Source organism: Amaricoccus macauensis, from assembly GCF_049800915.1.
Classification (GTDB): domain Bacteria; phylum Pseudomonadota; class Alphaproteobacteria; order Rhodobacterales; family Rhodobacteraceae; genus Amaricoccus; species Amaricoccus macauensis_A.
Window position 1 is genome coordinate 388,803 of the sequence record NZ_JBNAFY010000002.1, and the last position, 23,484, is coordinate 412,286.

The 23,484-nt window shown below is 62.6% G+C and carries 18 protein-coding genes; 4 read left to right on the plus strand and 14 right to left on the minus strand.

What is annotated here, in order from left to right:
* Nucleotides 1-22 precede the first annotated feature (22 nt).
* The 3 genes from ACP15W_RS06080 to ACP15W_RS06090 all read right to left on the minus strand — a co-directional run bounded on the left by ACP15W_RS06080 (nt 23) and on the right by ACP15W_RS06090 (nt 2,574).
* Nucleotides 23-1,138 carry a TRAP transporter substrate-binding protein gene (locus ACP15W_RS06080; RefSeq protein ID WP_424931961.1) on the minus strand — a complete coding sequence of 372 codons (1,116 nt, stop codon included), beginning with the start codon at nt 1,136-1,138 and terminating at the stop codon, nt 23-25.
* Nucleotides 1,139-1,265: 127 nt separating this feature from the next.
* Nucleotides 1,266-2,009: a sulfite exporter TauE/SafE family protein gene (locus tag ACP15W_RS06085; protein ID WP_424931962.1), complete on the minus strand. Its 744-nt coding sequence runs from the start codon at nt 2,007-2,009 to the stop codon at nt 1,266-1,268.
* A gap of 103 nt (nt 2,010-2,112) precedes the next feature.
* Complete coding sequence (locus tag ACP15W_RS06090; RefSeq protein WP_424931963.1) at nt 2,113-2,574, minus strand: Lrp/AsnC family transcriptional regulator; 462 nt, start codon at nt 2,572-2,574, stop codon at nt 2,113-2,115.
* 137 nt (nt 2,575-2,711) lie between these two features.
* Between ACP15W_RS06090 and ald the strand changes: the two genes are divergently transcribed.
* Nucleotides 2,712-3,824: an alanine dehydrogenase gene (gene ald, locus ACP15W_RS06095; protein ID WP_424931964.1), complete on the plus strand. Its 1,113-nt coding sequence runs from the start codon at nt 2,712-2,714 to the stop codon at nt 3,822-3,824.
* A gap of 60 nt (nt 3,825-3,884) precedes the next feature.
* Here the strand turns inward: ald and ACP15W_RS06100 are convergent, their stop codons facing one another.
* On the minus strand, nt 3,885-5,108 hold the full coding sequence (locus ACP15W_RS06100) for a multidrug effflux MFS transporter (protein ID WP_424931965.1): 1,224 nt from the start codon (nt 5,106-5,108) through the stop codon (nt 3,885-3,887).
* Between the two features lie 141 nt (nt 5,109-5,249).
* Here ACP15W_RS06100 and ACP15W_RS06105 point away from each other — a divergent pair, with 141 nt between their 5' ends.
* Entirely contained in the window at nt 5,250-5,825 is a 576-nt protein-coding gene (locus ACP15W_RS06105; RefSeq protein ID WP_424931966.1) for a TetR/AcrR family transcriptional regulator, read from the plus strand.
* A 34-nt stretch (nt 5,826-5,859) separates the two neighbouring features.
* On the opposite strand, the gene ACP15W_RS06110 is transcribed toward ACP15W_RS06105, so the two are convergent.
* From ACP15W_RS06110 to ACP15W_RS06120, 3 genes are all read right to left on the minus strand, one after another.
* The gene (locus ACP15W_RS06110) at nt 5,860-7,782 is read right to left on the minus strand and encodes a TRAP transporter large permease (protein WP_424931967.1); all 1,923 of its coding nucleotides are present in this window, start codon (nt 7,780-7,782) and stop codon (nt 5,860-5,862) included.
* Nucleotides 7,775-8,395 carry a TRAP transporter small permease subunit gene (locus ACP15W_RS06115; RefSeq protein WP_424931968.1) on the minus strand — a complete coding sequence of 207 codons (621 nt, stop codon included), beginning with the start codon at nt 8,393-8,395 and terminating at the stop codon, nt 7,775-7,777. Before ACP15W_RS06115 ends, ACP15W_RS06110 begins: the two co-directional genes overlap by 8 nt.
* Nucleotides 8,396-8,495: 100 nt before the next feature.
* Nucleotides 8,496-10,832, minus strand: coding sequence for a calcium-binding protein (locus tag ACP15W_RS06120; RefSeq protein WP_424931969.1), 2,337 nt, complete (start codon nt 10,830-10,832; stop codon nt 8,496-8,498).
* A 166-nt stretch (nt 10,833-10,998) separates the two neighbouring features.
* On the opposite strand from ACP15W_RS06120, the gene ACP15W_RS06125 reads away from it, so the two are divergent.
* Both ACP15W_RS06125 and ACP15W_RS06130 read left to right on the plus strand, forming a co-directional pair.
* Nucleotides 10,999-13,938, plus strand: a complete 2,940-nt coding sequence (locus ACP15W_RS06125; RefSeq protein ID WP_424932285.1) for a valine--tRNA ligase — start codon at nt 10,999-11,001, stop codon at nt 13,936-13,938.
* Nucleotides 13,935-15,137: an MFS transporter gene (locus ACP15W_RS06130; protein WP_424931970.1), complete on the plus strand. Its 1,203-nt coding sequence runs from the start codon at nt 13,935-13,937 to the stop codon at nt 15,135-15,137. The genes ACP15W_RS06125 and ACP15W_RS06130 overlap by 4 nt, the downstream gene beginning before the upstream one ends.
* Before the next feature lie 56 nt (nt 15,138-15,193).
* Here ACP15W_RS06130 and putP read toward each other — a convergent pair whose 3' ends face one another.
* From putP to ACP15W_RS06165, 7 genes are all read right to left on the minus strand, one after another.
* The gene (gene putP, locus ACP15W_RS06135) at nt 15,194-16,669 is read right to left on the minus strand and encodes a sodium/proline symporter PutP (protein WP_424931971.1); all 1,476 of its coding nucleotides are present in this window, start codon (nt 16,667-16,669) and stop codon (nt 15,194-15,196) included.
* Between the two features lie 85 nt (nt 16,670-16,754).
* Nucleotides 16,755-18,146 carry a trypsin-like peptidase domain-containing protein gene (locus ACP15W_RS06140; protein WP_424931972.1) on the minus strand — a complete coding sequence of 464 codons (1,392 nt, stop codon included), beginning with the start codon at nt 18,144-18,146 and terminating at the stop codon, nt 16,755-16,757.
* Nucleotides 18,147-18,156: 10 nt separating this feature from the next.
* On the minus strand, nt 18,157-18,879 hold the full coding sequence (locus ACP15W_RS06145) for an RlmE family RNA methyltransferase (protein WP_424931973.1): 723 nt from the start codon (nt 18,877-18,879) through the stop codon (nt 18,157-18,159).
* The gene (locus tag ACP15W_RS06150) at nt 18,876-20,009 is read right to left on the minus strand and encodes a Ppx/GppA phosphatase family protein (protein ID WP_424932286.1); all 1,134 of its coding nucleotides are present in this window, start codon (nt 20,007-20,009) and stop codon (nt 18,876-18,878) included. Before ACP15W_RS06150 ends, ACP15W_RS06145 begins: the two co-directional genes overlap by 4 nt.
* A 124-nt stretch (nt 20,010-20,133) precedes the next feature.
* The gene (locus tag ACP15W_RS06155) at nt 20,134-21,765 is read right to left on the minus strand and encodes a TRAP transporter large permease (protein WP_424932287.1); all 1,632 of its coding nucleotides are present in this window, start codon (nt 21,763-21,765) and stop codon (nt 20,134-20,136) included.
* A 13-nt stretch (nt 21,766-21,778) separates the two neighbouring features.
* Nucleotides 21,779-22,333 (minus strand): TRAP transporter small permease subunit, encoded by a 555-nt coding sequence (locus tag ACP15W_RS06160; protein WP_424931974.1) that lies wholly within the window; start codon nt 22,331-22,333, stop codon nt 21,779-21,781.
* Between the two features lie 60 nt (nt 22,334-22,393).
* Nucleotides 22,394-23,479, minus strand: coding sequence for a TRAP transporter substrate-binding protein (locus tag ACP15W_RS06165; protein WP_424931975.1), 1,086 nt, complete (start codon nt 23,477-23,479; stop codon nt 22,394-22,396).
* Nucleotides 23,480-23,484: the final 5 nt, after the last annotated feature.

Below are 23,484 nucleotides of genomic sequence, written 5' to 3' on the forward strand. Positions count from 1 at the left end.
TTCGGTCCGGGCCCAAGGCCATTCAGCCGTCGGTGCCAAGTGCGCCTTCGCGCTGCTTGACCATCATGAAGGTATCGAAGCTGTATTCGGAGACCTGCTGCCACAGGTAGGTCTCGGCGCGGAAGGCCATCATGGAGTCGTAGAGCTTCTTGAAGGCCTCGTTTTCCGCGTTGATCTCGCCATACATTTCGTTGGCGGCCTCGAAGCAGGCCTGCATCACGTCCTGCGGATAGTTGCGCAGCTGCGTGCCGTTCTGGACCAGCGTCTTGATGGCCGTGGGGTTCTTGTAGTCGTATTCGGCCATCATCTCGGTGGTCGCGGCCTTGCCGGCGGTGAGCAGAAGGCTCTGGTAGGCCGGGGGCAGCTCGTTCCACTTCTCGGCGTTCACGAAGCAGTTGAGGATGAGGTTCCCCTCCCACCAGCCGGGATAGTAGTAGAACGGTGCGACCTTGTAGAAGCCGAGCTTTTCGTCGTCATAGGGGCCGATCCACTCGGCGGCGTCGATCGTACCGCGCTCCAGCGAGGGGTAGATGTCGCCGCCCGCGATCTGCTGCGGAACTGCCCCGAGCTTTTCGATCACGCGGCCCGCGAGGCCCCCAATGCGCATCTTCAGGCCGTCCATGTCCGCGACGGAGTTGATCTCCTTGCGGAACCAGCCGCCCATCTGCGCGCCGGTGTTGCCCGCCGGGATGTAGTGCAGGCCTTCGCTGTTGTAGAACTCGTTGAGCGCGTCCATCCCGCCGCCGTAGAACAGCCAGGCCTGCATGCCGCGGGTGTTCAGGCCGAAGGGAATCGTCGCACCCATGGCATAGGCCGGGTTCTTGCCGACGTAGTAGTAGGCGGCGGTGTGGCACATCTCGACCGTTCCGCTCGAGACCGCATCGGCCGCCTGAAGGCCGGGGACGATTTCGCCGGCGGAATAGACCTGGATGGTGAAGTTGCCGTCCGTGGCCTCGCTCACGTATTTCGCCACGTCCTCGGCGCCGCCGTAGATCGTATCAAGCGATTTCGGGAAGGAGGACGTGCAGCGCCACTGAACCTTCGGCATGGACTGTGCGATAGCGGGTGCCGCGAGCGCGGTGCCGGCGACTGCGGCCGAGCCAATCGCGCCGCCCTTTATGAATTTGCGTCGATCCATTCTTCTCCCCTTCCGACATTGTCGGTTTGCAGTTGTGAGGTGAAATCCTCTGAGAGGTTTATGAAAGCCTCTCCCGCATTTGGCAATCGGCGTGATCCGATTGCCCATGCGATTGCAGTCGCGCGGGTCAGTTCAGGAAGAAGGCTATGGTCATCGCGGCACCAACAGCCGTGATCCCGGCGCGCAGAAGGGTCATGTTCCGGATACGGCGGGAATAGTGCCCGCCGAGATAGCCGCCTGCCGCCGTTGCGATGGCGAGGATCAAGGCGGACTCCCACGCGATAAGCCCGGCCAACGCGAGTGTGAGGGCCGACACGGTGGAGAGTAGTGCGGAAAGAACATTCTTCAGCCCGTTCATGCCGTGAAGGTTGGAAAACCCGATCAGGCTGAAGGCGGCCAGGAGCATGATGCCCAACCCGCCGTTGAAATACCCGCCATAGATCGAGACCGCGATCAGCACCGCGCTCGCGGCGGCCTTCGGAAGGCCATGCGCCCCGGCGAGGCGCGGCACGATCCAGGGGCCGGCGGCGAAGAGAACCGTGGCGGTGAGCAGGAGCCATGGCACAATCCCGACGAAGATCTCGTCTGGTGTGATCATCAGGAGCAGCGCGCCGATGAAGCCGCCGAGGATCGCCAGGGCGAGCATGAGTTTCAGCCCGACCGAACCCTCCGCGCTGATGTCGTGCCGGAAGGCCCAGGCACTGCTCAGATAGCCGGGCAGGGCCGTCAGCGTCGCGGTGGCGTTGGCCATGACCGGCGGGACGCCAAGCCAGACGAGGGCGGGAAACGAAAGGAAGGTTCCGCCACCCGCCACGGCGTTGAGCGCGCCTGCGGCGAGCCCGGCAAGGATCAGGACGAGTGTGGACAGCATCTGGAACTCCCATGGGCGCAGGCGATTCTTTTCGCCACGGAACGGTCTTGCGTTGCTCGGCGCAAGGCCAAAGTGTGCCTGATCGACAGCGGGTGATGGCCTTTCAGACGGGAAGTTCGGTCGTTTCACGGACCTTCTTCAGGACGAAGGAGGATTGCAGCCGCGCGACGCTCGGAAGACGGGCGAGATGCTTCCGATGCAGACGGGCGAAATCCTCGGTGTCCGCGACCACGATCTTGAGCAGGTAGTCGGCGGAGCCAGCCATCAGGTGGCATTCAAGGATCTCCGGTATTCTTGCCACGGCGGCTTCGAACGCCTCGAGCGCCTCTTCGGTCTGGGCGGCAAGCGTGACCTCGACGAAGACGTTGGAGCCGAGACCGATGGCCGCGCGATCGAGATGGGCGGCATAGCCCGCGATGGTGCCCGTTTCCTCGAGCCGGGCAAGACGGCGGTGACAGGCCGAGGCGGAGAGTGAAACCTCCTCGGCAAGTTCCGCGTTGGAGATACGTCCGCGACGCTGAAGCACCCGCAGGATTCGACGATCCGTGTGATCAAGTTCGGTCACGCGCAAGAATCTCCGCCAAAAATGGCAATACTGAGGTGGATATTTGCGTGAGAGTGGGCGCATACGCGAATCTTTTCAAGCATCTTCGACATGGGACGCTGTAGATTCGCAGAAATGGACAATCAGGGGGAGCAAGAATGAAGATCGGGGTGCCAAAGGAAATCAAGAACCAGGAATACCGTGTCGGGATGACGCCCAATGCCGTTCGCGAGGCCATTGCGCACGGCCATGAGGTTATTGTCGAAGCGGGTGCAGGGCACGGGTCCGGGTTCGAAGACGGAGACTACACGGAGGCCGGTGCGCAGATGCTGGGATCTGCCGAGGAAGTGTTCGGCGACGCGGAGATGATCGTGAAGGTCAAGGAACCGCAGCCCGCGGAGCGCAAGCGCCTGCGCGAGGGACAGTTGCTCTTCACCTATCTGCATCTGGCGCCCGATGGGCCGCAGACCGAGGATCTGCTGGCGTCCGGAGCGACCTGTGTTGCCTACGAGACCATTACCGATGCGCGCGGCGGGTTGCCGCTTCTTGCGCCGATGTCGGAGGTCGCGGGCCGTCTCGCGCCGCAGATGGGGGCCTGGACGCTGCAGAAGGCCAATGGCGGGCGCGGTGTCCTGCTGGCCGGCGTGCCGGGTGTTTCGCCCGCGGATGTCGTGGTGATCGGCGGTGGTGTGGTCGGCACCAACGCGGCCCGGATCGCCGCAGGGATGGGCGCGAACGTGACGGTGCTCGACCTCTCGCTGCCGCGGTTGCGCTATCTCGACGATACGTTCGGGCATTTGTTCTGCAACCGATATGCGTCACAGGGCGCGACGGCGGAACTGATCGCGCAGGCTGATATCGTCATCGGCGCGGTTCTGGTGCCGGGTGCGGCTGCGCCAAAGGTCATTCGTCGGGAACATCTTTCGACCATGAAGCCGGGTGCGGTGATCGTTGATGTGGCGATCGATCAGGGCGGCTGCGCGGAAACGTCGAAAGCGACGACCCATGACGATCCGATCTACGAGGTCGATGGGGTGATGCACTACTGCGTGGCGAACATGCCCGGCGCGGTGGCGCGCACCTCGACCATCGCACTTGGCAACGCGACGTTGCCGCATCTGCTGGCGCTGGCCGACAAGGGATGGAAGCAGGCTTGTGCCGACGACCCCCATCTAGCGGAAGGTCTCAATGTTCATGCGGGCAAGCTGACCAACCGTGCGGTGGCCGATGCCCAGGAGCGCGACTTCATCGAGCCTGCCGCGCTGTTCTGAACCTTCGGGGCGGGGGCCGGGTTGTGATCCGGCCCCGTCCAAGGCGGAGCAATTGGTGCCCTATCCGGCGGACGGGCATTCCCGTGGCAGGTCGCTTCCTCCTGCCTGCGCGAATTTCCAGAGGGCGAGGGCGAGAAGGCTTGCAATCAGGATGGGCAGGCACATGGAGAGCGCCGAGTCCGTGCCGCCGAGTGCAACTGAGCCCGAAACCGTGAAGGCGATGGCGAATTGCAGCCCGCCCAGGAGCGCGGAACGGATGCCCGATCCGGCGTGACCCAACTCCATTGCAATCGAGACGACATTGGGGGTGATCAGGCCGACAAGCCCCACCGTGATCCAGAGCGGCAGGACCAGAAGCCACATGTTCCCGAGGCTCGCGGAGATCGTTAGAGCGAGGGCGGAGAGGGCAAAGACCGGAAGCCCGGCATCGGCTATCTGTCGCGGCTCGTACCGATTCAGTAGCCGTGTGTTGACCCGTCCGAAGCAGATCAGTGCGGCCGCGATGAAAGCGAAGAGCAGGCCGTAGGCTACGTTCCCAAGCCCGTAGATCCCTTGGAATATCCCCGAAGAGCCGGTGATGAAGGCGAAGATGCCGCCCTGGACAAGACCTGCCACGATAGCGGGCAGGAGGAATGCACGCTGTGAGCCGGCGGAGGCGAAGGCGCGGGCAATGTGTGGAAGCGTTGTGGCGCTTCGCTTTTCTGGCGGGAGGGTTTCCGGAAGGGCGACGGCTGCGAGCACGAAGGCAACGATGCCGATACCCACCATCGTGAAGAAGATCGATTCCCACCCAAGGGACGAAAGGAGAAGACTGCCCAGGAAGGGGGAGAGGATCGGGCCAAGGGTCATGAGCATGACGAGAATGGTCATCATGCGCGCGGCTTCCCGCCCGCTGTGCAGGTCGTTGACCACAGCCCGGCCCACGACCATGCCGGAGCAGGCGCCTATGGCCTGGATGAAGCGGAGCGCGTTGAATGTCGCGATATCGTCGACGATCAGCAGACCGATGGACGAGAGAATGAAAAGACCCGCCCCGGCAAGCAGAGGTGGCTTGCGACCAAACCCGTCCATCAGCGGACCCATGATGAACTGGCCCACACAGAGCCCCAGGAAAAAGATCGACAGGGATAGCTCGGTGGCGGTTTCGCTTGCATGGAAGGCTAGAGCGATATCATCCATGGCCGAGAGATACATGTCGGTCGCTACCGGGGGGAAAATGGAAAGCAGCGCCAGAACGCCTGTGATGAGGCCCATGGAGGCCTTGCCGTGGTCAGCTTGAAGCATCGGTTTGTCCGTCGAGTTGGATTGAGTCGGGCCGTTCTGAGGGAGAATCCGCAAGGACATTCCCCGGCCATTGGGTTCGTATATATTAGACTGCAGTCTAATAATCACCCCAAGAATGCGATTTGGTCATGAGGTCAGCGCATGACAGCTAGTCAGTCGGCGGGACGGCCGAGAGATGAGATCGCGAGCCGGGCGCTCAAGGACGCCGCATTGGAGCTGGTCAGGGCGGAGGGATACAAGGCCGTGTCCATCCGCGCGATTGTCGAGGCAGCCCGTGTCTCGCGACAGACGCTCTACAACCGCTGGCAAGGCAAGGCGGAACTCGTACTTGACGCCATGTTCGAGGAAGCAGCCCAGAGCACGCCGTTTCCCGGGTCGGATCCGGAGATCCCGATGCGAGACCAACTCGAGCGGTTTCTGGGAGCCGTTTTCGAGCACATGGCGCGAGACGGCGATATCATTCGCAGTCTCATTGCCGCTGCGCAGGAAGATGTCGGGTTTCGCGAGGCGTTCCACACCAGGTTTGTTCACCCGCGTGAAAGGATCGTGACCGAACTGCTGGAGGTGGCGCAATCCCGCGATGAACTGCCTGCGGACAGGGACGTCGCCATGCTCTCGACATTCGTGCATGGCGCGTTCTGGTATCGGCTGCTGACCGGCCAGCCGCTTGACGAGACCTTCGCGCGTGAGATCGCAGACAGCGTGTTCGCTGTCTGACGACTCGTCTTCGCCGGGTCGGGTGCCGCTCGTGCTAGTCGAAGCTCGGGGGCTGCGAGAGATCCGGCGCAGCGGGCTGCTGGGCCGGCTGCTCCGTGGGCGCGGGAGCTTCACCCCCCAGTCCGGAAGGGGCTCCGCCGAGGCTGTCGCTGCCGAGCGGTGGCAGGCCGAGGCCGCCATCCCCGCTGGAGGCCCCCCCGCTGCTGCCGCCGAGGGGCGGCAAGCCGAGACCGCCATCGCTGCTCGAAGAGCCGCCGCCTCCACCGAGCGGGGGCAAGCCGAGACCGCCGTCGTTTCCGCCGCTTTCGCCACCCATCGGCGGCAGACCGAACCCACCGTCGGAGGGCGGTGCAAGCTGGATATTCGCGGCGGGCGGTGCCGTGACAGGCTCGGACTTGTAGTGCGTCACGAGACCCGGGAAGGAGATGATCAGCAGGATCATCGCCGCATTGATCACAATGAACGGGATCGCGCCCTTGTAGATCTCGGTCGTGCGGATCGAGGGCATCATCCGACCGGTGCGGCTGTCCTTCCAGTCCTTCGCGGGCGCCACCGAGCGCAGGTAGAACAGCGAGAAGCCAAAGGGCGGGGTGAGAAAGCTCGTCTGCAGGTTCACGCCGAGGATCACGCCGAACCAGACGAGGTCGATGCCGAGTGTCGAGGCGACGGGCGCCAGCAGCGGCACGAGGATGAAGGCGATCTCGAAGAAGTCGAGGAAACAGCCAAGGATGAAGACGACGATCGTCACGATCACGAGAAAGCCGTATTCGCCGCCGGGAAGCCCGAGCAGCAGTTCTTCAAGCCAGATGTTGCCGTTGACCCCGTAGAAGGTCAGCCCGAAGACGCGCGCGCCGATCAGGATGAACATCACGAAGGCCGACAGCGTCGTCGTGGCCTCGACCGAGGACCGCAAGGTCGCGAAGTCGAGCCGCTTCTTGGCGAGTGCAAGCACAAGGGCACCCACCGCGCCCATGGCGCCTCCCTCTGTCGGAGTGGCGATGCCGAGGAAGATCGTGCCGAGCACCAGGAAAATGAGCGCGAGCGGCGGGATCAGGACGATGATGACCTGTTCGGCCATCTTCGAAAGCACCTTCAGACCGAGTGCGCGGTTGATGAGTGCGAAGACGAAAGTGAGGATCACCGCGGTGGCCGCGGAGGCAACGAGCTGGTTGGCAGAGGTCAGCCCGTCGAAGAGGAAATGCCGGAAGACGTAGTAGAGCCCGATCGTGACCACGATCGCCGCAAGAAGGGACCAAACGCCGCCCCCCAGAGAGCGCTCCTCCACCGGCAGGGCGGGCACGAGCGAGGGACGGACCATGGAAATGATGAAGATGTAGGCGCTGTAGCATCCCACCAGGAGCAGAGCAGGCCAGATCGCGCCCAGATACATGTCTCCCACGGAGACGCCGAGCTGGTCGGCCATAACGATCAGGACGAGCGAGGGTGGCACGATCTGCGCCAGCGTACCAGAGGCGACGATGGTTCCGGTCGCCACCGATTGCGCGTAGCCGAAGCGCTGCATGATGGGCAGCGAGATCAGCCCCATGGCGATGACGGAGGCAGCGACAACGCCGGTTGTGGCCGCAAGCAGCGCGCCGACGAAGATCACGGCATAGGCGAGCCCGCCCCGGATCGGGCCGAAGAGCTGGCCGATGGTTTCGAGCAGATCCTCCGCCATGCCGGAGCGTTCGAGGATCAGGCCCATGAAGGTGAAGAACGGGATCGCCAAGAGCGTATCGTTCGACATGATCCCGAAGACGCGTTCGGGCTGGGCGCCCAGCAGGGGCCAGAAGAGGTTGATCTCGGTCGGAGCCACGCCCGAGAGGGCCACGCCGACCACAAAGAAGAAGAGGCCGCCCGCGGCAAGCGTCAGCGCGACGGGATAGCCGATCAGCAGCATGCCCATCACGGTGATGAACATGATAGGGGCGAGGTTGTGGGCAATCAGTTCAAGCATCGGATTTGCCCTCGTTCTTCTGGTGGGCTTCCTCAATCTCGTGGACCATGTGCGCGTGTTCGCGCAATTCGGGGGGCAGGTGGTCCTCCTCGGTCTCCTGTGGCGTTTCGAGATCACCACGCAGGCGGGCGATGGCCTTGATGATTTCGGAAACACCCTGGAAGGTCAGGACGACGAAGCCCAGCAGAACGAGAAGTTTTGCCGGCCAGAGGATCAGCCCTCCCGCGTTCATGGATTGCTCCCCGGTGGTCCAGGAGCGCCAGAAGAATGGCCAGGACAGCCATGCCATCATGATGACGAAGGGCATCAGGAAGAGAGTGTGGCAGATGAGGTCGATCCAGATCCGGGTGCGAATGCCGAGCCGTGACGAGACCACGTCGATCCGGACGTGCTCGTTCTTCTGCAAGGTCCAGGCGGCGGCGAGCAGGAACACGGCGCCGAAGAGATACCACTGCAGTTCGAGCCAGGCGTTGGACGAAAGGTCGAACGCCTTGCGGACGATTGCGTTCCCGGCGCTGACCAGAACCGCGACGAGAATGAGCCAGGCGACCCCGCGCCCCAGCAGCGCGGTGAATCTGTCGATCCCCCGGCTCCATCCGATAAGTAGGTTCATGACGGCTCCCCCCTGCGATCCATTCACCCGACAAGTTTGATAGGACCAGTACCGCCGTGCAGGCTCTGCGGCAAGCACGGTGTTGATGGAAGCGAGCCGATCAGGCGATCAGAATATCGGATTCACCAAGTTCGCCGTTGTAGCCTTCCAGAACCACCCGGAGGGACTGCTCTTCCCAGCCCATGGAGTAGCCGACGTGCTTGTTCATGTAATAGAGGACAGTATTCTGATTCTCTGATCGGTATCCGATCTCGTTGAAACCAAGTTCCTCGAACTGTCCGACCCAGGTCAGAGGGGCGTCGTCTATCGTCTCGAGGGTATCCTGCAGGACAATCCTGTCACCTTCGTCGGGATCGAAGTCGAGTATTCGCCCGCGCATGGAGATCACGGAATACTCGAAGCCGGGAATACTTGTTCGGAGGTCGCCGCGAAACACGAACTGGTCTGCCCCTCGGCCACCGGTCATGCTGACTTCGGTCTCTCCGTACTGCGTGGAGACAAGCATGTCCCTGCCGTTGCCGCCAAACATCTGGCCCGATCCGTAGAGCGTGTCCGCGCCGCGCCCGCCGTAGAGTTTTTCCAGCTCGGAGCCGGTGTCGATCTCCACGTTGAAATCCTGAAAGCGGAGAAAGCTGGAGGCGAGAGCCACTTCGGGGAGTGTGTATGTCTCGACATCGTGGGCGCCGCCGACGATCAGGTCGTTTCCGCCGTTGGCCTTTACATGATTGGCGCCCGAACCGACGCGGATCACATTGTCCGCGTCGTCACCGATCACCCTGTCGTCTCCCCAGGCCCCGATGATTTCCAGATTCTCGATCCCATCGAACTCGGTCGTTCCGTCAAAATCTTCGGACCCGCGGGCAATGCCTTTTTCAAAATCGACGAAGACGCTGGCGTCATAGGGGGTGTCGATATTGATGCGGTAGTGGTAGGTTCCATCGTAATCGAAATGGGCGCCGTAACGGTAGATGGCGTTGTCGAACAGGCCGTCACGGTTGTCGATGACGAGCGTGTCGCGGCCGTTTCCACCATAGATCTCGTCGTTGCCACTCGAAAGCAATATGGAGTCGCGACCGCCGCGCGCGAGGATGAGATCATCACCATCACCGCCGTCGAGGGTATTGGACTTGCTGCTTCCGAACAGGCTGTCATCGCCGTTTCCACCGGTGGCGTTCTCTATGGATTTCAGTGTCTGGCCAAGCTTTCCATTGGAGATCGTCGCCTTCTGACGGTCTAGGTTAACCGTTACCGCGGAACTAACCGAAGAGAAGGCGGCAGTATCACTGCCGGAACCGCCGGAAAGCTTGTTATGGCCCAATCCTCCATCGAGCGTGTCATCCCCGGACTTTCCCTTCAGTACATCGTCACCGCCCTCGGCAGCCAGGAAATTGTCTGAAGCGTTCCCAACGAGTGTGTCATTGCCGGAGCCGCTACGGATTCCCTCAACATTCTCGAGTTGTTCAGACCTCCAGGATCTGTCCGGAAAGCTGACCTCACCACTCGAAAGGTCGGCGGCAATACTTGTCTGAACATCCACATAGGCTGCGGTGTCGAAGCCTCTACCCCCGTCGATCCAGTCCCGACCGCCGCCCCCATCGAGCGTATCGTCGCCTTCGCCCCCGACAAGCGTGTCGGCGCCTTTTCCTCCGTCAATGCGATCGTTCCCTGCACCGCTCGACAGGATGTTCAGGCGATCATCGCCATAGAGAAGGTCGTTCGAGGCGCCGGTTATGGCGTTCTCGATTCCGATCAACTGCTGGGTGTTGTCGAAATGGCGGGAATAGCTGTAGGGCTCGTCGCTGGGTGCGCTGGCGTTTCCGCGAATGATCGCGGTTCCGTTCGACTGATCGAGCCGCACCTCCAGAACGGAAGATGTATCGATCGTGACCCAATCGTGGGTAACTATGCCATTCTCATATGACGCGACGCCTCTGGACTGTCTTTCCCAGAAGAACGCGAAAGTGTCGTTTCCGGCACCTCCATCAAGGGTATCGTCGCCGACACCGCCGTTGAGGCAATCATTTCCGGCCCCTGCGATCAAGGCGTTGTCCGCCTCGTCACCGATCAGCGTGTCATCGCCCGATCCGGTCGTGACGTTCTCGATGTCGTAGAGTTGTTCGGTGCGCCAGGATGTGGTCGGAAACTCCACCGTATTTGCCAGGGGGCCGTAAAAGAACCCCAACCGTTCCGGATAGGCATGAAGAGTTACGAGCAGGGCAACTTCGCTGTCGGAGTAGAGCGCGGTGTCGTTGCCATCTCCACCATCCAGCATGTCGGACCCGCCGCCGCCATCGAGCAGGTCGTCACCGTCTCCGCCGTAAAGGGAATCGTTGCCTCCGAGTCCGGCGAGTGTGTCGTTGCCCTGATAGGCCCAAATCAAGTCGTTTTCAGGCGTTCCGACAAGATTGTCCGGACCGTTCGTCCCTTCAGAAGCCATGAAAAAATCCACCCGTGAAAATACCCCGAATGCAAACTAGCGAATTCCGCTCTCGGCGTCGAAGCCTTATCGAGGGGCCCTGACGGTAATTGGAGCAGGCTCGGGCTTTCCCTCGCTCTCCGTCGCGGCTAAAACCCCGACCCGAACAGAAGAGATGAGCCAGCCCATGCCGATGGAAAAGACCTTCGACGCCGCAAGTGCCGAACCGCGGATCAGCGCGAAGTGGGATGACGCAAAGGCGTTCGTATCGGGCGCCAATGCCAAGCCGGGTCCGAACGGGGAGCCGGCCGAGCCGTTCTGCATTCTGCTGCCGCCGCCGAACGTGACCGGCTCTCTGCACATGGGCCATGCCTTCAACCACACACTCATGGACATCCTGACGCGCTGGCACCGGATGCAGGGTGACGACGTGCTCTGGCAGCCGGGGCTCGACCACGCGGGCATTGCCACGCAGATGGTCGTCGAGCGTCAGCTTGCCGCAGCCGGAGCCGAAAGCCGGCGCGATATGGGCCGCGAGAAGTTCGTCGCCAAGGTCTGGGACTGGAAGGCGCAATCGGGCGGCACGATTCTCGAGCAGTGCAAGCGTCTGGGCGACAGTTTCGATCTCTCGCGCAATGCCTTCACCATGTCGGGTGCGCCCGGTGCGCCTGCGGGCGAAGAGGGCAATTTCCACGATGCGGTGCTGAAGGCCTTCGTCACCTTCTACGAGCGCGGGCTGATCTATCGCGGTAAGCGGCTGGTCAACTGGGACCCCAAATTCGAGACCGCGATTTCCGACCTCGAGGTGGAGAACATCGAGGTCGACGGCCACATGTGGCACTTCAAGTATCCGCTGGCCGGCGGCGAGACCTACGAATACGTCGAGAAGGACGAGGATGGAAATGTCACGCTGCGCGAGACGCGTGACTATATTTCCATTGCCACTACGCGCCCCGAGACGATGCTGGGCGATGGTGCGGTCGCGGTTCACCCCTCGGATGAGCGCTATGCGCCGATCATCGGCAAGCTCTGCGAGATCCCCGTGGGGCCGAAGGAGCATCGCCGGCTGATTCCGATCATCACCGACGAATACCCCGATCCCGATTTCGGCTCTGGCGCTGTCAAGATCACCGGCGCGCATGACTTCAACGACTATCAGGTTGCCAAGCGTGGCGGCATTCCGATGTATCGCCTGATGGATACCCAAGGCCGGATGCGCGACGATGGCGCGCCCTATGCCGAGGCGGCAGCGCGGGCGCAGGAGCTGGCAGGCGGTGCGGCGTTCACCGAAAACGAGGTCGATGCGCTGAACCTCGTGCCTGACGATCTGCGCGGGCTCGACCGGTTCGAGGCGCGCAAGCGGGTCGTGGAGCAGATCTCGGACGAAGGCCTCGCGGTGATGACGGTCGCGACCGATCCGCGACTGGGCAAGGCTGCGGTCAAGAAGCCCGTCGCCCCGGAAGAGGGCGGCGAGGCGCGCGACGAGGATCTCGTTCCGCTCGTCGAGGCCAAGAAGATCATGCAGCCTTTCGGCGACCGCTCGAAGGTCGTCATCGAGCCGATGCTGACCGACCAGTGGTTCGTCGATGCAGAGAAGCTCGCCGGCCCCGCGCTCAAGGCCGTGCATTCGGGCAAGACACGCATCCTGCCCGAGCAGTACAGCAAGGTTTACGATCACTGGCTCGAGAACATCGAGCCCTGGTGCATCTCGCGCCAGCTCTGGTGGGGCCACCAGATCCCGGTTTGGTATGACGACGATGGCAACCACTATTGCGCCATGTCCGAAGCCGAAGCGGTGGAGAAAGCCGGGGGCAAGAGCCTGACCCGCGACCCCGACGTGCTCGACACCTGGTTCTCGTCGGGCATCTGGCCGATTGGCACCATGGGCTGGCCCGAGGAAACGGCGGATCTGGCGAAGTTCCATCCCTCGTCGGTACTCGTGACCGGCTTCGACATCCTGTTCTTCTGGGTTGCGCGCATGATGATGATGCAGCTCGAACTGGTCGGTGACGTGCCGTTCAAGGATGTCTACATCCATGCCCTCGTCCGCGACGAGAAGGGCAAGAAGATGTCGAAGTCGCTTGGCAACGTGCTCGATCCGATCGAACTGATCGACGAATACGGCGCGGATGCGGTGCGGTTCACGCTCTCCTCCATGGCAGCGCTGGGACGTGACGTGAAGCTCTCGAAGGACCGGATCGCGGGCTATCGCAATTTCGGCACCAAGCTCTGGAACGCCACCCGCTTCGCGGAGATGAACGGCTGCGTCGCCAAACCCGGGTTCGATCCGAAGGCGGTCACTCTGCCGGCGAACAATTGGATCGTCGGCGAGACGGGCAAGGTGCGCGAGCAGCTCGATGCCGCGCTCACGGCTTATCGGTTCAACGACGCCTCCGCCGCGCTCTATGCCTTTGTCTGGGGCAAGGTCTGCGATTGGTATGTGGAGCTTGCGAAGCCGCTCTTCGATGATCCGGAAGCGGCGGAAGAAACCCGCGCCACCATGGCCTGGGTGATCGACCAGTGCCTCATCCTGATGCACCCGTTCATGCCCTTCGTCACCGAGGAGCTTTGGGACGTCACGGGAGAGCGCGCGACGCTCCTGGCTCACGCGGACTGGCCCGGTTACGGCGCGGAACTGGTCGATGCGAAAGCCGATGACGAGATGAACTGGGTCATCGGGCTGATCGAGGAGATCCGCTCGGTGCGTGCCCAGATGCATGTGCCCGCCGGCGCGAAGGTCACGCTGATCGCACTCGACCTGAACCAGGAGCGCAAGGCACTGCTATCAGACAGTGAAGCGCTGGTGGCAAAGCTCGCCCGCGTCGAGCGGTTCGAGACGGCGGAGGCGGCACCGAAGGGCGCAGTGACGCTCGCTGTGGGCGGAGCGACCTTCTGCCTGCCGCTGGCGGATGTGATCGACGTGTCCGAGGAGCGCAAGCGGCTCGGCAAGGCGCTGGGCAAGCTCGAGAAGGAAGTGAAGGGCCTGCGCTCCAAGCTCTCGAACGAGGCTTTTCTCGCCAAGGCGCCCGAGGCGGTCGTGGACGAGAACAAGGCTCGGCTCGAATCGGCCGAAGAGGAGATCGCGATCCTTCAGACGGCTGAGGCGCGGCTCGCGGAAATCGCGTGACCCACAGGGACGAAGGGCAGGGGCCGCTCCTCTCGCCCTCCGTCGTCTGGCTTCTCTGTGCCATCTCCATGCTGCCGGCGGTTTCGACCGACATCATGCTGCCGGCTACAGGTATCATCGCCGCGCAATATGGCGTGCGCGAGGAGCTTGGCGGGCTGCTCGTGGGGGGCTTCCTGCTGGGCTACGGGTTCGGACAGGTCTTCTGGGGGCTGGCCTCCGACGCCTATGGCCGCCGACCGATCATCCTGCTCAGTCTTGGCGCGATGACGCTGGCGGCAGCGGGCTGTATCATCGCTCCGAACTTCTGGGTACTGCTCGGACTCCGGTTCGTTCATGGGCTCTGCGCCGGGGCGCCGGTGGTCGCCCGCGCCATGACCCGCGATTTCGGCACGGGGCCGAAGACGGTGCAGCTTCTCTCCCTGCTGATGGCGACGATTTCCATTGGCCCACTTCTGGCGCCGGTGGTGGGCTCCGCGCTGCTCGTGCTGTTCGACTGGCGCGCGAGCTTCGTCGTGCTGGCCGTGTTCGGAGCGACCTGCTGCGCGCTCGCCATGCGCGCGCTTCCAGAAACCCAACGCAATCCGCGGCCCGAGCGTTTCTCGTTTGCCTTCGTGCTTCAGGCCTCCCGAATGCTCCTGTGCGAAAGGGACTACCTCATGGGAGGCGGCGTCATCATCCTGACCTTCGCGGGATACGGGTCGGTCTTGGGGCTCGGCGCAATCGTGGCCGAACAGAGCTACGGCGTGACACCGCAGGCCTTCGGCGCGATCTTCTTCCTGGCCGCGGCAAGCAATGCCCTGGGCTCGCTTTCGATGCGCTGGTTCGGCGCGCGCTATTCGCTCGACTCGATAATGGCGGTGGCAATCTGCATGCTTCTCGGGACGGTGGCGATCCACACGCTGTTTCTGTTCATATCCCCGGGGCTCGCGCCATTCTGGCTGGGTGTCTGTCTCTACCTGCTCTGCTTCGGAACGATCATGCCCACGGGAACCGCCATTGCGATGCGGCCCGCCGGGGCGATGCCGGGCTTTGCCGCGTCGCTGCTCGGGATGCTGCTGATGATGGGGGCCTTCACCGGAGGATCGGTGGCGACCGCTCTCTACGCGCAGGATCACAGCGCCATCAGCCTGACCATGGTGATATTTGGAAGTGCTGCTGTGCTTCTCTACGCCATCTACCGGGTGATCGGCCCCAGATAGAGGACGCGAGGAGCGATTGCGGCCCCGAATGCCGAGATCCGGGGCCGCGGTTCATCTCATTCCGCCGGCTGGGCAAGCGGACGGAACTCGCCGGTATCCTGCGTCGCACGGCTGACGAAAACGATGGCCGCGAACGCCGCGATGAAGCCGGGGATGATCTCGTAGACGCCGGGGCCGCCGAGGAAGCTCGCATTCAGCCCGAGCGCGATCCAGATGATCACGGTCGCCGTTCCCACTACAAGTCCGGCAACAGCCCCGGCCCCGGTCATTCTTGGCCATGTCAGTGCGAGGATCATCAGGGGGCCGAAGGCCGCTCCGAACCCTGCCCAGGCATTTGCAACAAGGCCAAGAACCTGTGAGTCCGGGTCCCCGGCAATGAAAGCGGCGACGGCGCCAACCGCAACAACTGCGATCCGGCTGACCAGCACGAGTGTCTTCTCGCTCGCCTTCTTGTTCAGGAACAGGCGGTAAAAATCTTCTGTGAGCGAGGAGGACGACACGAGAAGCTGGCTCGACACGGTGCTCATGATTGCAGCCAGAAGCGCCGCGAAGAGGAATCCGGTGATGAGCGGGTTGAAGAGGAGTTCCGCGAGAACAATGAAGATGGTTTCGGGGTCCTCGATCGTCATGTCATTGCGCACGACATATGCGCGGCCGAAGATGCCGAGACCAATGGCGCCGAGCAGCGAGATTGCCATCCAGCTCATGCCGATGCGCCGAGCCGTCGCGACTTCACGGACGCTGCGGACCGCCATGAACCGCACGATGATGTGCGGCTGGCCGAAATACCCTAGTCCCCAGGTCACTGCCGAGAGAAAGCCCACGAACGTCAGGCCGCTCGTGAGCGAGAGGTAGTTCGGATCGACCGCGCTGAGAGTGTCCGAGGCTTGGGAGAAGCCGCCGCCCTGTCCAGCGAAAAGTACGATGACCGGCATGATGATCAGCGCCAGCATCATGATGCAGCCCTGAACGAAATCGGTGAGGCAGACCGCGAGGAAGCCGCCGACCACCGTGTAGGCCAGGACGATGCCGAGCGTGAGCCAGACCCCCATCTGGTAGCTGCCATCGAAGGCCGTCATGAAGAGCTTACCGCCTGCAACGAGGCCGGAGGCGGTGTAGACAGAGAAGAACAGGACCACGACGACTGCTGAGACCACGCGCAGCAAGACGGCCCTGGACGGGAAGCGGTTCGCCAGGAATTCGGGAATCGTCAGTGCATTGTCATAGCGTTCGGTCTGCTCGCGCAGCCGTGGTGCCACGATGATCCAGTTCAGGAGCGCGCCGACGAACAGGCCGATTCCGATCCAGGCCTCGATGAGCCCGGCCGCATAAAGGGCGCCCGGAAGGCCCAGAAGGAGCCAGCCGCTCATGTCGGAGGCGCCAGCGGAGAGGGCTGCGACGGCAGGCGGCAGATTTCGCCCGCCGAGAATGTATTCCTCCGAACTGCCCGTGGCCTTTCGGTAGGCGTAAAAGCCGATGCCGAGCATCAGCACAAAATAAAGAGTAAGACTTATCCAGACTCCGATAGCCATGTTTGCGCTCCCAATGGTAATCCCGATACGAGCTTTTCACGCTCGGCGCCTAAATAAAATGGCTCAGACTGGAAATAGTTCCGCTTCAGCCCCTGAGACGGATTCTGAGTATCCGATTGTCTCTCTTCAGGGCCAATTCCCAGTTGCGGGAGCCGCCGCGCAAGGCACGTTCGGCGTCAGCACTTGTCCGGAGGCTTTCGCCGTTCACGCTCTCAAGGACGTCTCCAGGGCGCAGCCCGCTGTTGCGCGCGATGCCAGAGACATCGAGAACGATCACCCCCTCGGAATCGAGAGATAGCCCCTCTGCCTCGATCAGGCGCGGGTTGATCGTGGCCACGGTAAGCCCGTCGAAGACGTTTTGGGTGTTGAGCCGTATGGGGGACGCCGGCGGAACATCCGGTGCCTCGGCAAGCGATATGCGTCCTTCCACCTTCTGGCCGTCGTGAAGCCAGACGAGTTCTGCACGACTGCCGGGCCCCAACGTGGCAAGACGGAAATCCAGCTCGGCGGGCGCGTTGACCGGCATTCCGTTCACCGAAAGAATGACATCCCCAAGTGTGATCCCGGCCTCGGCGAAGGCGCTTTCCGGGTGAATATCCGCGACGACAACGCCTTGCGGTAATGTCTGGCCAAGCGCCGCGGCAAGAGAGGCCTCCACCTGCTGCACCACGATCCCGGCCCAGGGTTTGCGAAAGCTCTCGTGCCCCTCGCGGGCCTGACCGACATATTGTTGCACGAGATTCGAAGGAATGGCGAACCCGATGCCATTGGAGCCGCCGGATCGTGTCAGGATCGACGTGTTGATGCCGAGCAAGGCTCCGGACATGTCCACGAGCGCACCCCCGGAGTTGCCGGGGTTGATCGGGGCGTCGGTCTGAATGTAGTAGCCCGCTTGATCGGCAAGCCGTCCGCCCGAGCGCGCGAGCCCCGACACAATGCCGCTGGAGACGGTCTGGCCCACGCCGAAGGGATTGCCGATCGCCAGCACAAGGTCTCCCACTTCCGCGGCGTCCGAATCGGCAAAGGGAAGGGCCGGCAGATCTTCGGCTCCGAGAAGCCGGATGATGGCGAGATCGGCGTTCTCGTCGGCCAGGAGGATCTCAGCTTCGAATTCCCGTCGATCCGAGAGCACGACGCGGATTTCCGTCGCACGTCCCACCACATGATAGTTCGATACCACGATGCCATCCGGGCTGACGATCACACCCGATCCGAGGGAATTCTGGACGCGGGGAACGCCCCGGTCGAGATTCCGGAAGAATTGCGAGAAGAAGGGATCATCGGCGAACGGGCTCACGCGCTGGGCAACGACGCGAGAGGCAAAGATATTGACCACACCGGGAACGGTCGATTGCACGACCGGGGCGAAGGAAAACGTGAGCTGCGCCTGATCTTCCGGCACGATCCGTTCCTGCGCCATGGCGGGGCAGGCGACCAGCACAAGCAGAAGAATGAACCTCGGCAGTATTGCAGGCATGGGCAAACGATCAGTCGGGCTTTCCCCTGAACCCGGTTGCGACAACGAATTTCTCCGACGAATCCGACCGGCTTGCCGGTGGCTTGACGTGGGAGACCTTGGCGAATGCACGGTTGAGGCGGGCGACGAGATCGGCTTCCGCACCTCCCGCCAGCACTTTCGCGACAAAGACGCCCCCCGGTTCGAGCACATCCATGGCAAACTCTGCAGCGGCTTCGCAAAGCCCCATGATGCGCAGGTGATCGGTCGGCGGATGGCCTGACGCTTTCGGCGCCATATCGGAAATCACGACATCTGCCGAGCCGCCGAGCCATTCGCGCACCAGGTCGTCTGCGCCTTCGTCGAGAAAGTCGAGCAGGTGAATCTCCGCGCCCTCAATCGGTTCGACCTCCTGCAGGTCGACGCCGATCACACGTCCTTGCGGCTTGTTCTGCCTGGTGCCGAGCGCATTGGTGCGTGCGACGGCCACCTGGCTCCACCCGCCAGGCGCGCAACCCAGATCGACGACCCGTGCGCCGGGTTTGAGGAAGTGGAACTTCTCGTCGATCTCGAGGATCTTGTAGGCGGCACGCCCGCGATAGCCTTCGGCTTTCGCACTCTGTACGTAAGGGTCGTTGAGTTGGCGCTCGAGCCACCGCGTGGATGAGAGCTTTCGGCCCTTCGCGGTCTTGACGCGAACCCTCAGATCGCGCCTTCCCCGTCCAGAGCTGCCCTTGGGGCGAGAGGTTGTCACTGCGGGGTCTTCTCCTTGCAGAAGCAGCCATTGGCGCTCATCATCGCGAAGAGCATGCCCTCGCGCAATCCACGATCGGCAACGCGCATGGAATCGGTCGGCCAGACCCGGAGCAGGGTTTGCAGGATCGCAACGCCGGACATGATGAGTTCGGAGCGATCACGGCCGAGCCCGATATCGCAGCGCCTCCCCTCCGGGCCGAGCCGTAGAAAACGGGATATCACGTCCTCGACCGCCCGTGTCGTCAGGGTCATGCCGTCAACCTTGCGTCGATCGTAACGCCGCAGCCCGAGATGTGCCGCACCCACGGTCGTTACCGTTCCCGAGGTGCCGATCATCTGGAAATCGGAGGCATCGGACTCCGATAGACTGCGCAAGTAGGGTTTGAAACTTGTGATCTGCTCTTCGAAATAGCAGGACATGAGGGCGAAACGTGCGCCATCGTCCACGACGTCGGCGAAGCGTTCGTGAAGCGTCGCGACGCCCAGTGGCACCGAGATGAAATCGACGATTCGGGCATCGCCCTTGCCGCACTTGTTGCGGCCGCCAAGCCTGAGATTGACGATGGCATCCGCCCGGCATTCGGGTTCGACATCGCCCAGGTCTATCCAGACGAGTTCGGTTGATCCGCCGCCAATGTCGAAGACCAATACCTGCCGTGCGTGGGTGTCCACCAGGGGCGCGCAGGAGATGACAGCGAGCCGCGCCTCTTCTTCCGGCCGGATCAGCTCAAGATTAAGACCGGTTTCCCGTGCCGCAAGTTTCAGGAAATGATTGCCGTTTCTCGCACGCCTGCAGGCCTCCGTGGCCACCAGGCGAACGTTGTCCACATCATGCCGTCGGATCTTGTCGGCGCATACGCCAAGCGCCGCGAGCGTGCGATGGATGCCGCCGCGAGAAAGAGATCCGGTTCTTTCGAGGCCCGAACCGAGCCGGACCGATTTCGCAAATGCATCGACAACGCGGAAATGTCCGCGGTCGGGCGTTGCAATCAGCATCCGGCAACTGTTCGTGCCTAGATCGAGCGCCGCATACAGATCCGACGCCAGCCGCGTGGGCGCGCCGCTCGACCGGTTGGATCTAACCGAGTCGGGCGCTTCCCGCGCAGGCCCTTCAAGGTTCTGCGCCATGTTTTCAGCCAAGCTGCAATCCGCGGAACATCCGCAGGTTTATATGAAAACTACATGACCTTGCGCGACAAAGCAAGAATTGCGCCCGAAGAGCCCAGCGCGGATCATGTTGCGTGGTGGCGGCTCAGCCAAAGATCCGCGTTGGCAACCATGTGGCGAGTTCCGGGACTGCCGCCAATAGTGCCAGCATCAGCAGCTGCATGAATACAAAGGGGATGACTCCACGATAGATTTCCACGGTCCGGATCTCAGGCGGAGTGACCCCACGCAAGTAAAACAGGGCAAACCCGAAGGGCGGTGTCAGGAACGACGTTTGCAGGTTCATCGCTATCATCACCGCCACCCAGACCGGATGGAACATGACTGAACCATCGGGATTCGAGTATGAGAAGATGATTGGTGCGGTAATCGGCACGACGACGAAGACAATCTCGAGGAAGTCGAGGAAGAAGCCGAGCAGGAAAATAACCAGCATCACGGCGAAGATCGCTCCCCACGGGCCGCCGGGCAGCGCGTCCAGAATCTCGCGGACCGTCTCGTCACCGCCGAGGCCGCGAAAGGTGAGGTTGAAGAGTTGGGCGCCGATCAGAATGATGAAAACCATGCTGCTCACGCGCATGGTGGAGCGCATGACTTCAGAGAGCATGGACGGACCGCCGGCGTGTTCCGTGCGCTGGTAGGCGCGCCAGAGGCTGGAGGCGATTCCCCAGGCGATCAGCAGGCAGGCGATGATGGCCGCGCCGATCGCGATCCGGTCGACCGGCGCGATGACATCGCGGGACACGCGCAGATCGAAGCCACTGGTCAGGATGAGCGCTGCAACAATCCCGGAGAAGGCTGCGATCTGTGGCCATGGCCGGCCCGGCTCGAGCCTCGCCCCGGCGAGAAGGACCGAGCCTACGGCGCCGACGGAGGCCGCCTCGGTCGGAGTGGCGATACCGGCGAGGATGGAACCGAGCACAGCCACGATGAGGCAGACGGGGGGTACCAGCACGCGTAGAACCATCCTGGGCGTCACCGGGTCTGCGTCACGCGCATCCATGGGCGGGGACTTCGACGGGAAGAAAACCGCAATGGCGATCTGGTAGAGCAGGTAGGCACCGACCAGCATCAGCCCTGGCACCATGGCACCCGCGAAAATGTCACCGACAGAGACCGGGTCCGGAGCCCAGTCACCGGCATTCCTGCGCGCCTCCGTGTATTCATTGGAGATCGCGTCACCCAGGATGATCAGTACGATCGACGGCGGAATGATCTGGCCCAGCGTGCCGGATGCGGCGATCGACCCGCAGGCGAGCGAGGGGGCGTAGTTGTAGCGGAGCATGGAGGGCAGGGAGATCATGCCCATGGTGACAACGGTCGCGCCGACCACCCCGGTCGAGGCGGCAAGCAGCATGCCGACGAATGTCACGGCAAAGCCGAGCCCGCCGGGGAGGCGGCCGAAGAGCCGGCCCATCGTCTCGAGCAGTTCTCCTGCCACTTGGCTGCGCTCGAGCATGACCCCCATGAAGATGAAGAGCGGCACGGCGACCAGCACCTCGTTGGTCTCGTCCATGAGGCCGTAGACGCGGCTGTAGAAGGGCTTGAGGAATGACAGATCCCCGGATGCGAAATACCCCACTTCGAGCCAGGCACCGATCAGCGCGAAACCGAGACCGACCCCTGCAAGGGTAAAGGCGACCGGGTAGCCGCGGATCAGCATGGCGATGGTGACCGCGAACATGACAATATCGATATGCTCGATCAGGAACTGCATCACGGGGGCGGCCTCAATGAGAGTGATCTTCGCCGCGATACGGGTCGTTGACCCGTAGCCCGGCAAGGCGGAGACCGGCCTTGAGCGCCGTCGAAAGCCCTTGGAGCGCGAGCAGAACAGCGGCGGCCAAGATCGTGGATTTGAGCAGATAGCGGTAGGGAATGCCGGACGCTTCAGGGGAGCCCTCGAGGCTGCGCCAGGAAAGGGCCACGTTCGGCGCGGCCGACCACCAGAGGATCCAGCAGACCGGCAACAGGAAGAAGATGGAACCCAGAAGGTCGGTCCAGTCCTTCACCCGTTCTGAGGCATCGGCATAGAAGATATCGAGCCGGACGTGGCCATCATGCAGGAGGGTGTAACTCGCCGCCAGCATGATGAGCGATCCGTGCAGATAGACCACGGCCTCCTGCCACCACAGAGAGGAGACGCCCAGGAAACCGGGTGCCGCGAAGACATAGCGCATCAGGACAGTCACGAACTGGATCAGAACCATGAGCAGCGTGAACCAGGCGACAATGCGCCCAAGCGCCTCGCTGAACGCGTCGATGGTGCGGTAGATCCGATGCATGGGTGTTGTCCCAAGTGGAGGCCGCCGCCGCGATGGTCCTCACGGGCGGCGGCGCTTTACCTAGAGCTGGAGGCTCGAAGAACGCGCGTCGAGATAGCCTTGCTCGGAGAGTTTCGACCATTCGGAGATCAGCTTGCGGAAGTTCGAGAAGCTGGCGTAGACGCGTTCGCCCAGTTCGTCGCCCGATCCGACCTGCGCCACCACATCTTCGGACGCCGCAGCAAGTTCGGCAAGCACTTCGCCGGGGTATGCGTGGAGCTGAACCCCATGTTCGGTCAGAAGCGTGTTGAGCGCCATGGCATTCTGGAAGTTGAACTCGGACAGCATGATGTCGAGCTCGGCCGCGCAGCATGTGCGGATGAGTTGCTGTTCGGTTTCGGAAAGGCTTTCCCACCAGGCGAGGTTCATGCCCAGCGAAATGCCGGATCCACCTTCCTGCCAGCCGGGATACATGTAGTTCTTCAGCACCTTGTAGAAGCCGAAAGCGAGGTCGTTATAGGGACCGACCCATTCGACCGCGTCGATGGCACCCGACTGGAGCGCCGGAAAGATCTCGCCGCCCGGAAGCGATACCGCGCTGGCGCCGATCTGGCGCATCACTTCTCCGCCAAGGCCCGGCATGCGGATCTTGAGACCCTTCATGTCATCGAGCGATGTCACCGGTTCGCGGAACCAGCCCCCCATCTGCGCGCCGGTGTTCCCGACCATCTCGCATTTGACGCCGAACTCGCCGGCGAGTTCGTCCCAGAGCTCCTGTCCGCCACCGTAGCGGATCCAGGAGTTGAGCTCCTGGCAGGTGAGGCCCATCGGAACGCCGGAGAAGAAATTGAATGCTGCGTGCTTGCCTTGCCAGTAGTAGTCCGGTGCGTGATACATTTCCGCAGCACCGGATGAAACGGCGTCGAAGCTCTCGAACGCCGGAACCAGTTCGCCCGCGGCGAAGAGTTGCACTTCGATCCGGCCTTCGGAGAGGCTGGTGATCCTGTCGGCGAGACGCTGCGCACCCGTCCCGAGCCCGGGAAAATTCTTGGGCCAGGGGGTGACCATCTTCGCCACCTTGCGGTCCTGCGCAATAGCGGGCGCAGCGAGGCTTGCGGCCCCTGCGGCTCCGGCAGCCGTTGTCGTGAGAAATGCGCGACGGTCCATGATCT

Bases quoted from the DNA above. Each gene is read 5' to 3' on its own strand.
- ACP15W_RS06080 (WP_424931961.1), bottom strand. From the start codon at position 1,138: ATGGATCGACGCAAATTCATAAAGGGCGGCGCGATTGGCTCGGCCGCA.
- ACP15W_RS06085 (WP_424931962.1), bottom strand. From the start codon at position 2,009: ATGCTGTCCACACTCGTCCTGATCCTTGCCGGGCTCGCCGCAGGCGCG.
- ald (WP_424931964.1), top strand. From the start codon at position 2,712: ATGAAGATCGGGGTGCCAAAGGAAATCAAGAACCAGGAATACCGTGTC.
- ACP15W_RS06100 (WP_424931965.1), bottom strand. From the start codon at position 5,108: ATGCTTCAAGCTGACCACGGCAAGGCCTCCATGGGCCTCATCACAGGC.
- ACP15W_RS06105 (WP_424931966.1), top strand. From the start codon at position 5,250: ATGACAGCTAGTCAGTCGGCGGGACGGCCGAGAGATGAGATCGCGAGC.
- ACP15W_RS06110 (WP_424931967.1), bottom strand. From the start codon at position 7,782: ATGCTTGAACTGATTGCCCACAACCTCGCCCCTATCATGTTCATCACC.
- ACP15W_RS06115 (WP_424931968.1), bottom strand. From the start codon at position 8,395: ATGAACCTACTTATCGGATGGAGCCGGGGGATCGACAGATTCACCGCG.
- ACP15W_RS06120 (WP_424931969.1), bottom strand. From the start codon at position 10,832: ATGGCTTCTGAAGGGACGAACGGTCCGGACAATCTTGTCGGAACGCCT.
- ACP15W_RS06125 (WP_424932285.1), top strand. From the start codon at position 10,999: ATGCCGATGGAAAAGACCTTCGACGCCGCAAGTGCCGAACCGCGGATC.
- putP (WP_424931971.1), bottom strand. From the start codon at position 16,669: ATGGCTATCGGAGTCTGGATAAGTCTTACTCTTTATTTTGTGCTGATG.
- ACP15W_RS06140 (WP_424931972.1), bottom strand. From the start codon at position 18,146: ATGCCTGCAATACTGCCGAGGTTCATTCTTCTGCTTGTGCTGGTCGCC.
- ACP15W_RS06150 (WP_424932286.1), bottom strand. From the start codon at position 20,009: ATGGCGCAGAACCTTGAAGGGCCTGCGCGGGAAGCGCCCGACTCGGTT.
- ACP15W_RS06155 (WP_424932287.1), bottom strand. From the start codon at position 21,765: ATGCAGTTCCTGATCGAGCATATCGATATTGTCATGTTCGCGGTCACC.
- ACP15W_RS06160 (WP_424931974.1), bottom strand. From the start codon at position 22,333: ATGCATCGGATCTACCGCACCATCGACGCGTTCAGCGAGGCGCTTGGG.
- ACP15W_RS06165 (WP_424931975.1), bottom strand. From the start codon at position 23,479: ATGGACCGTCGCGCATTTCTCACGACAACGGCTGCCGGAGCCGCAGGG.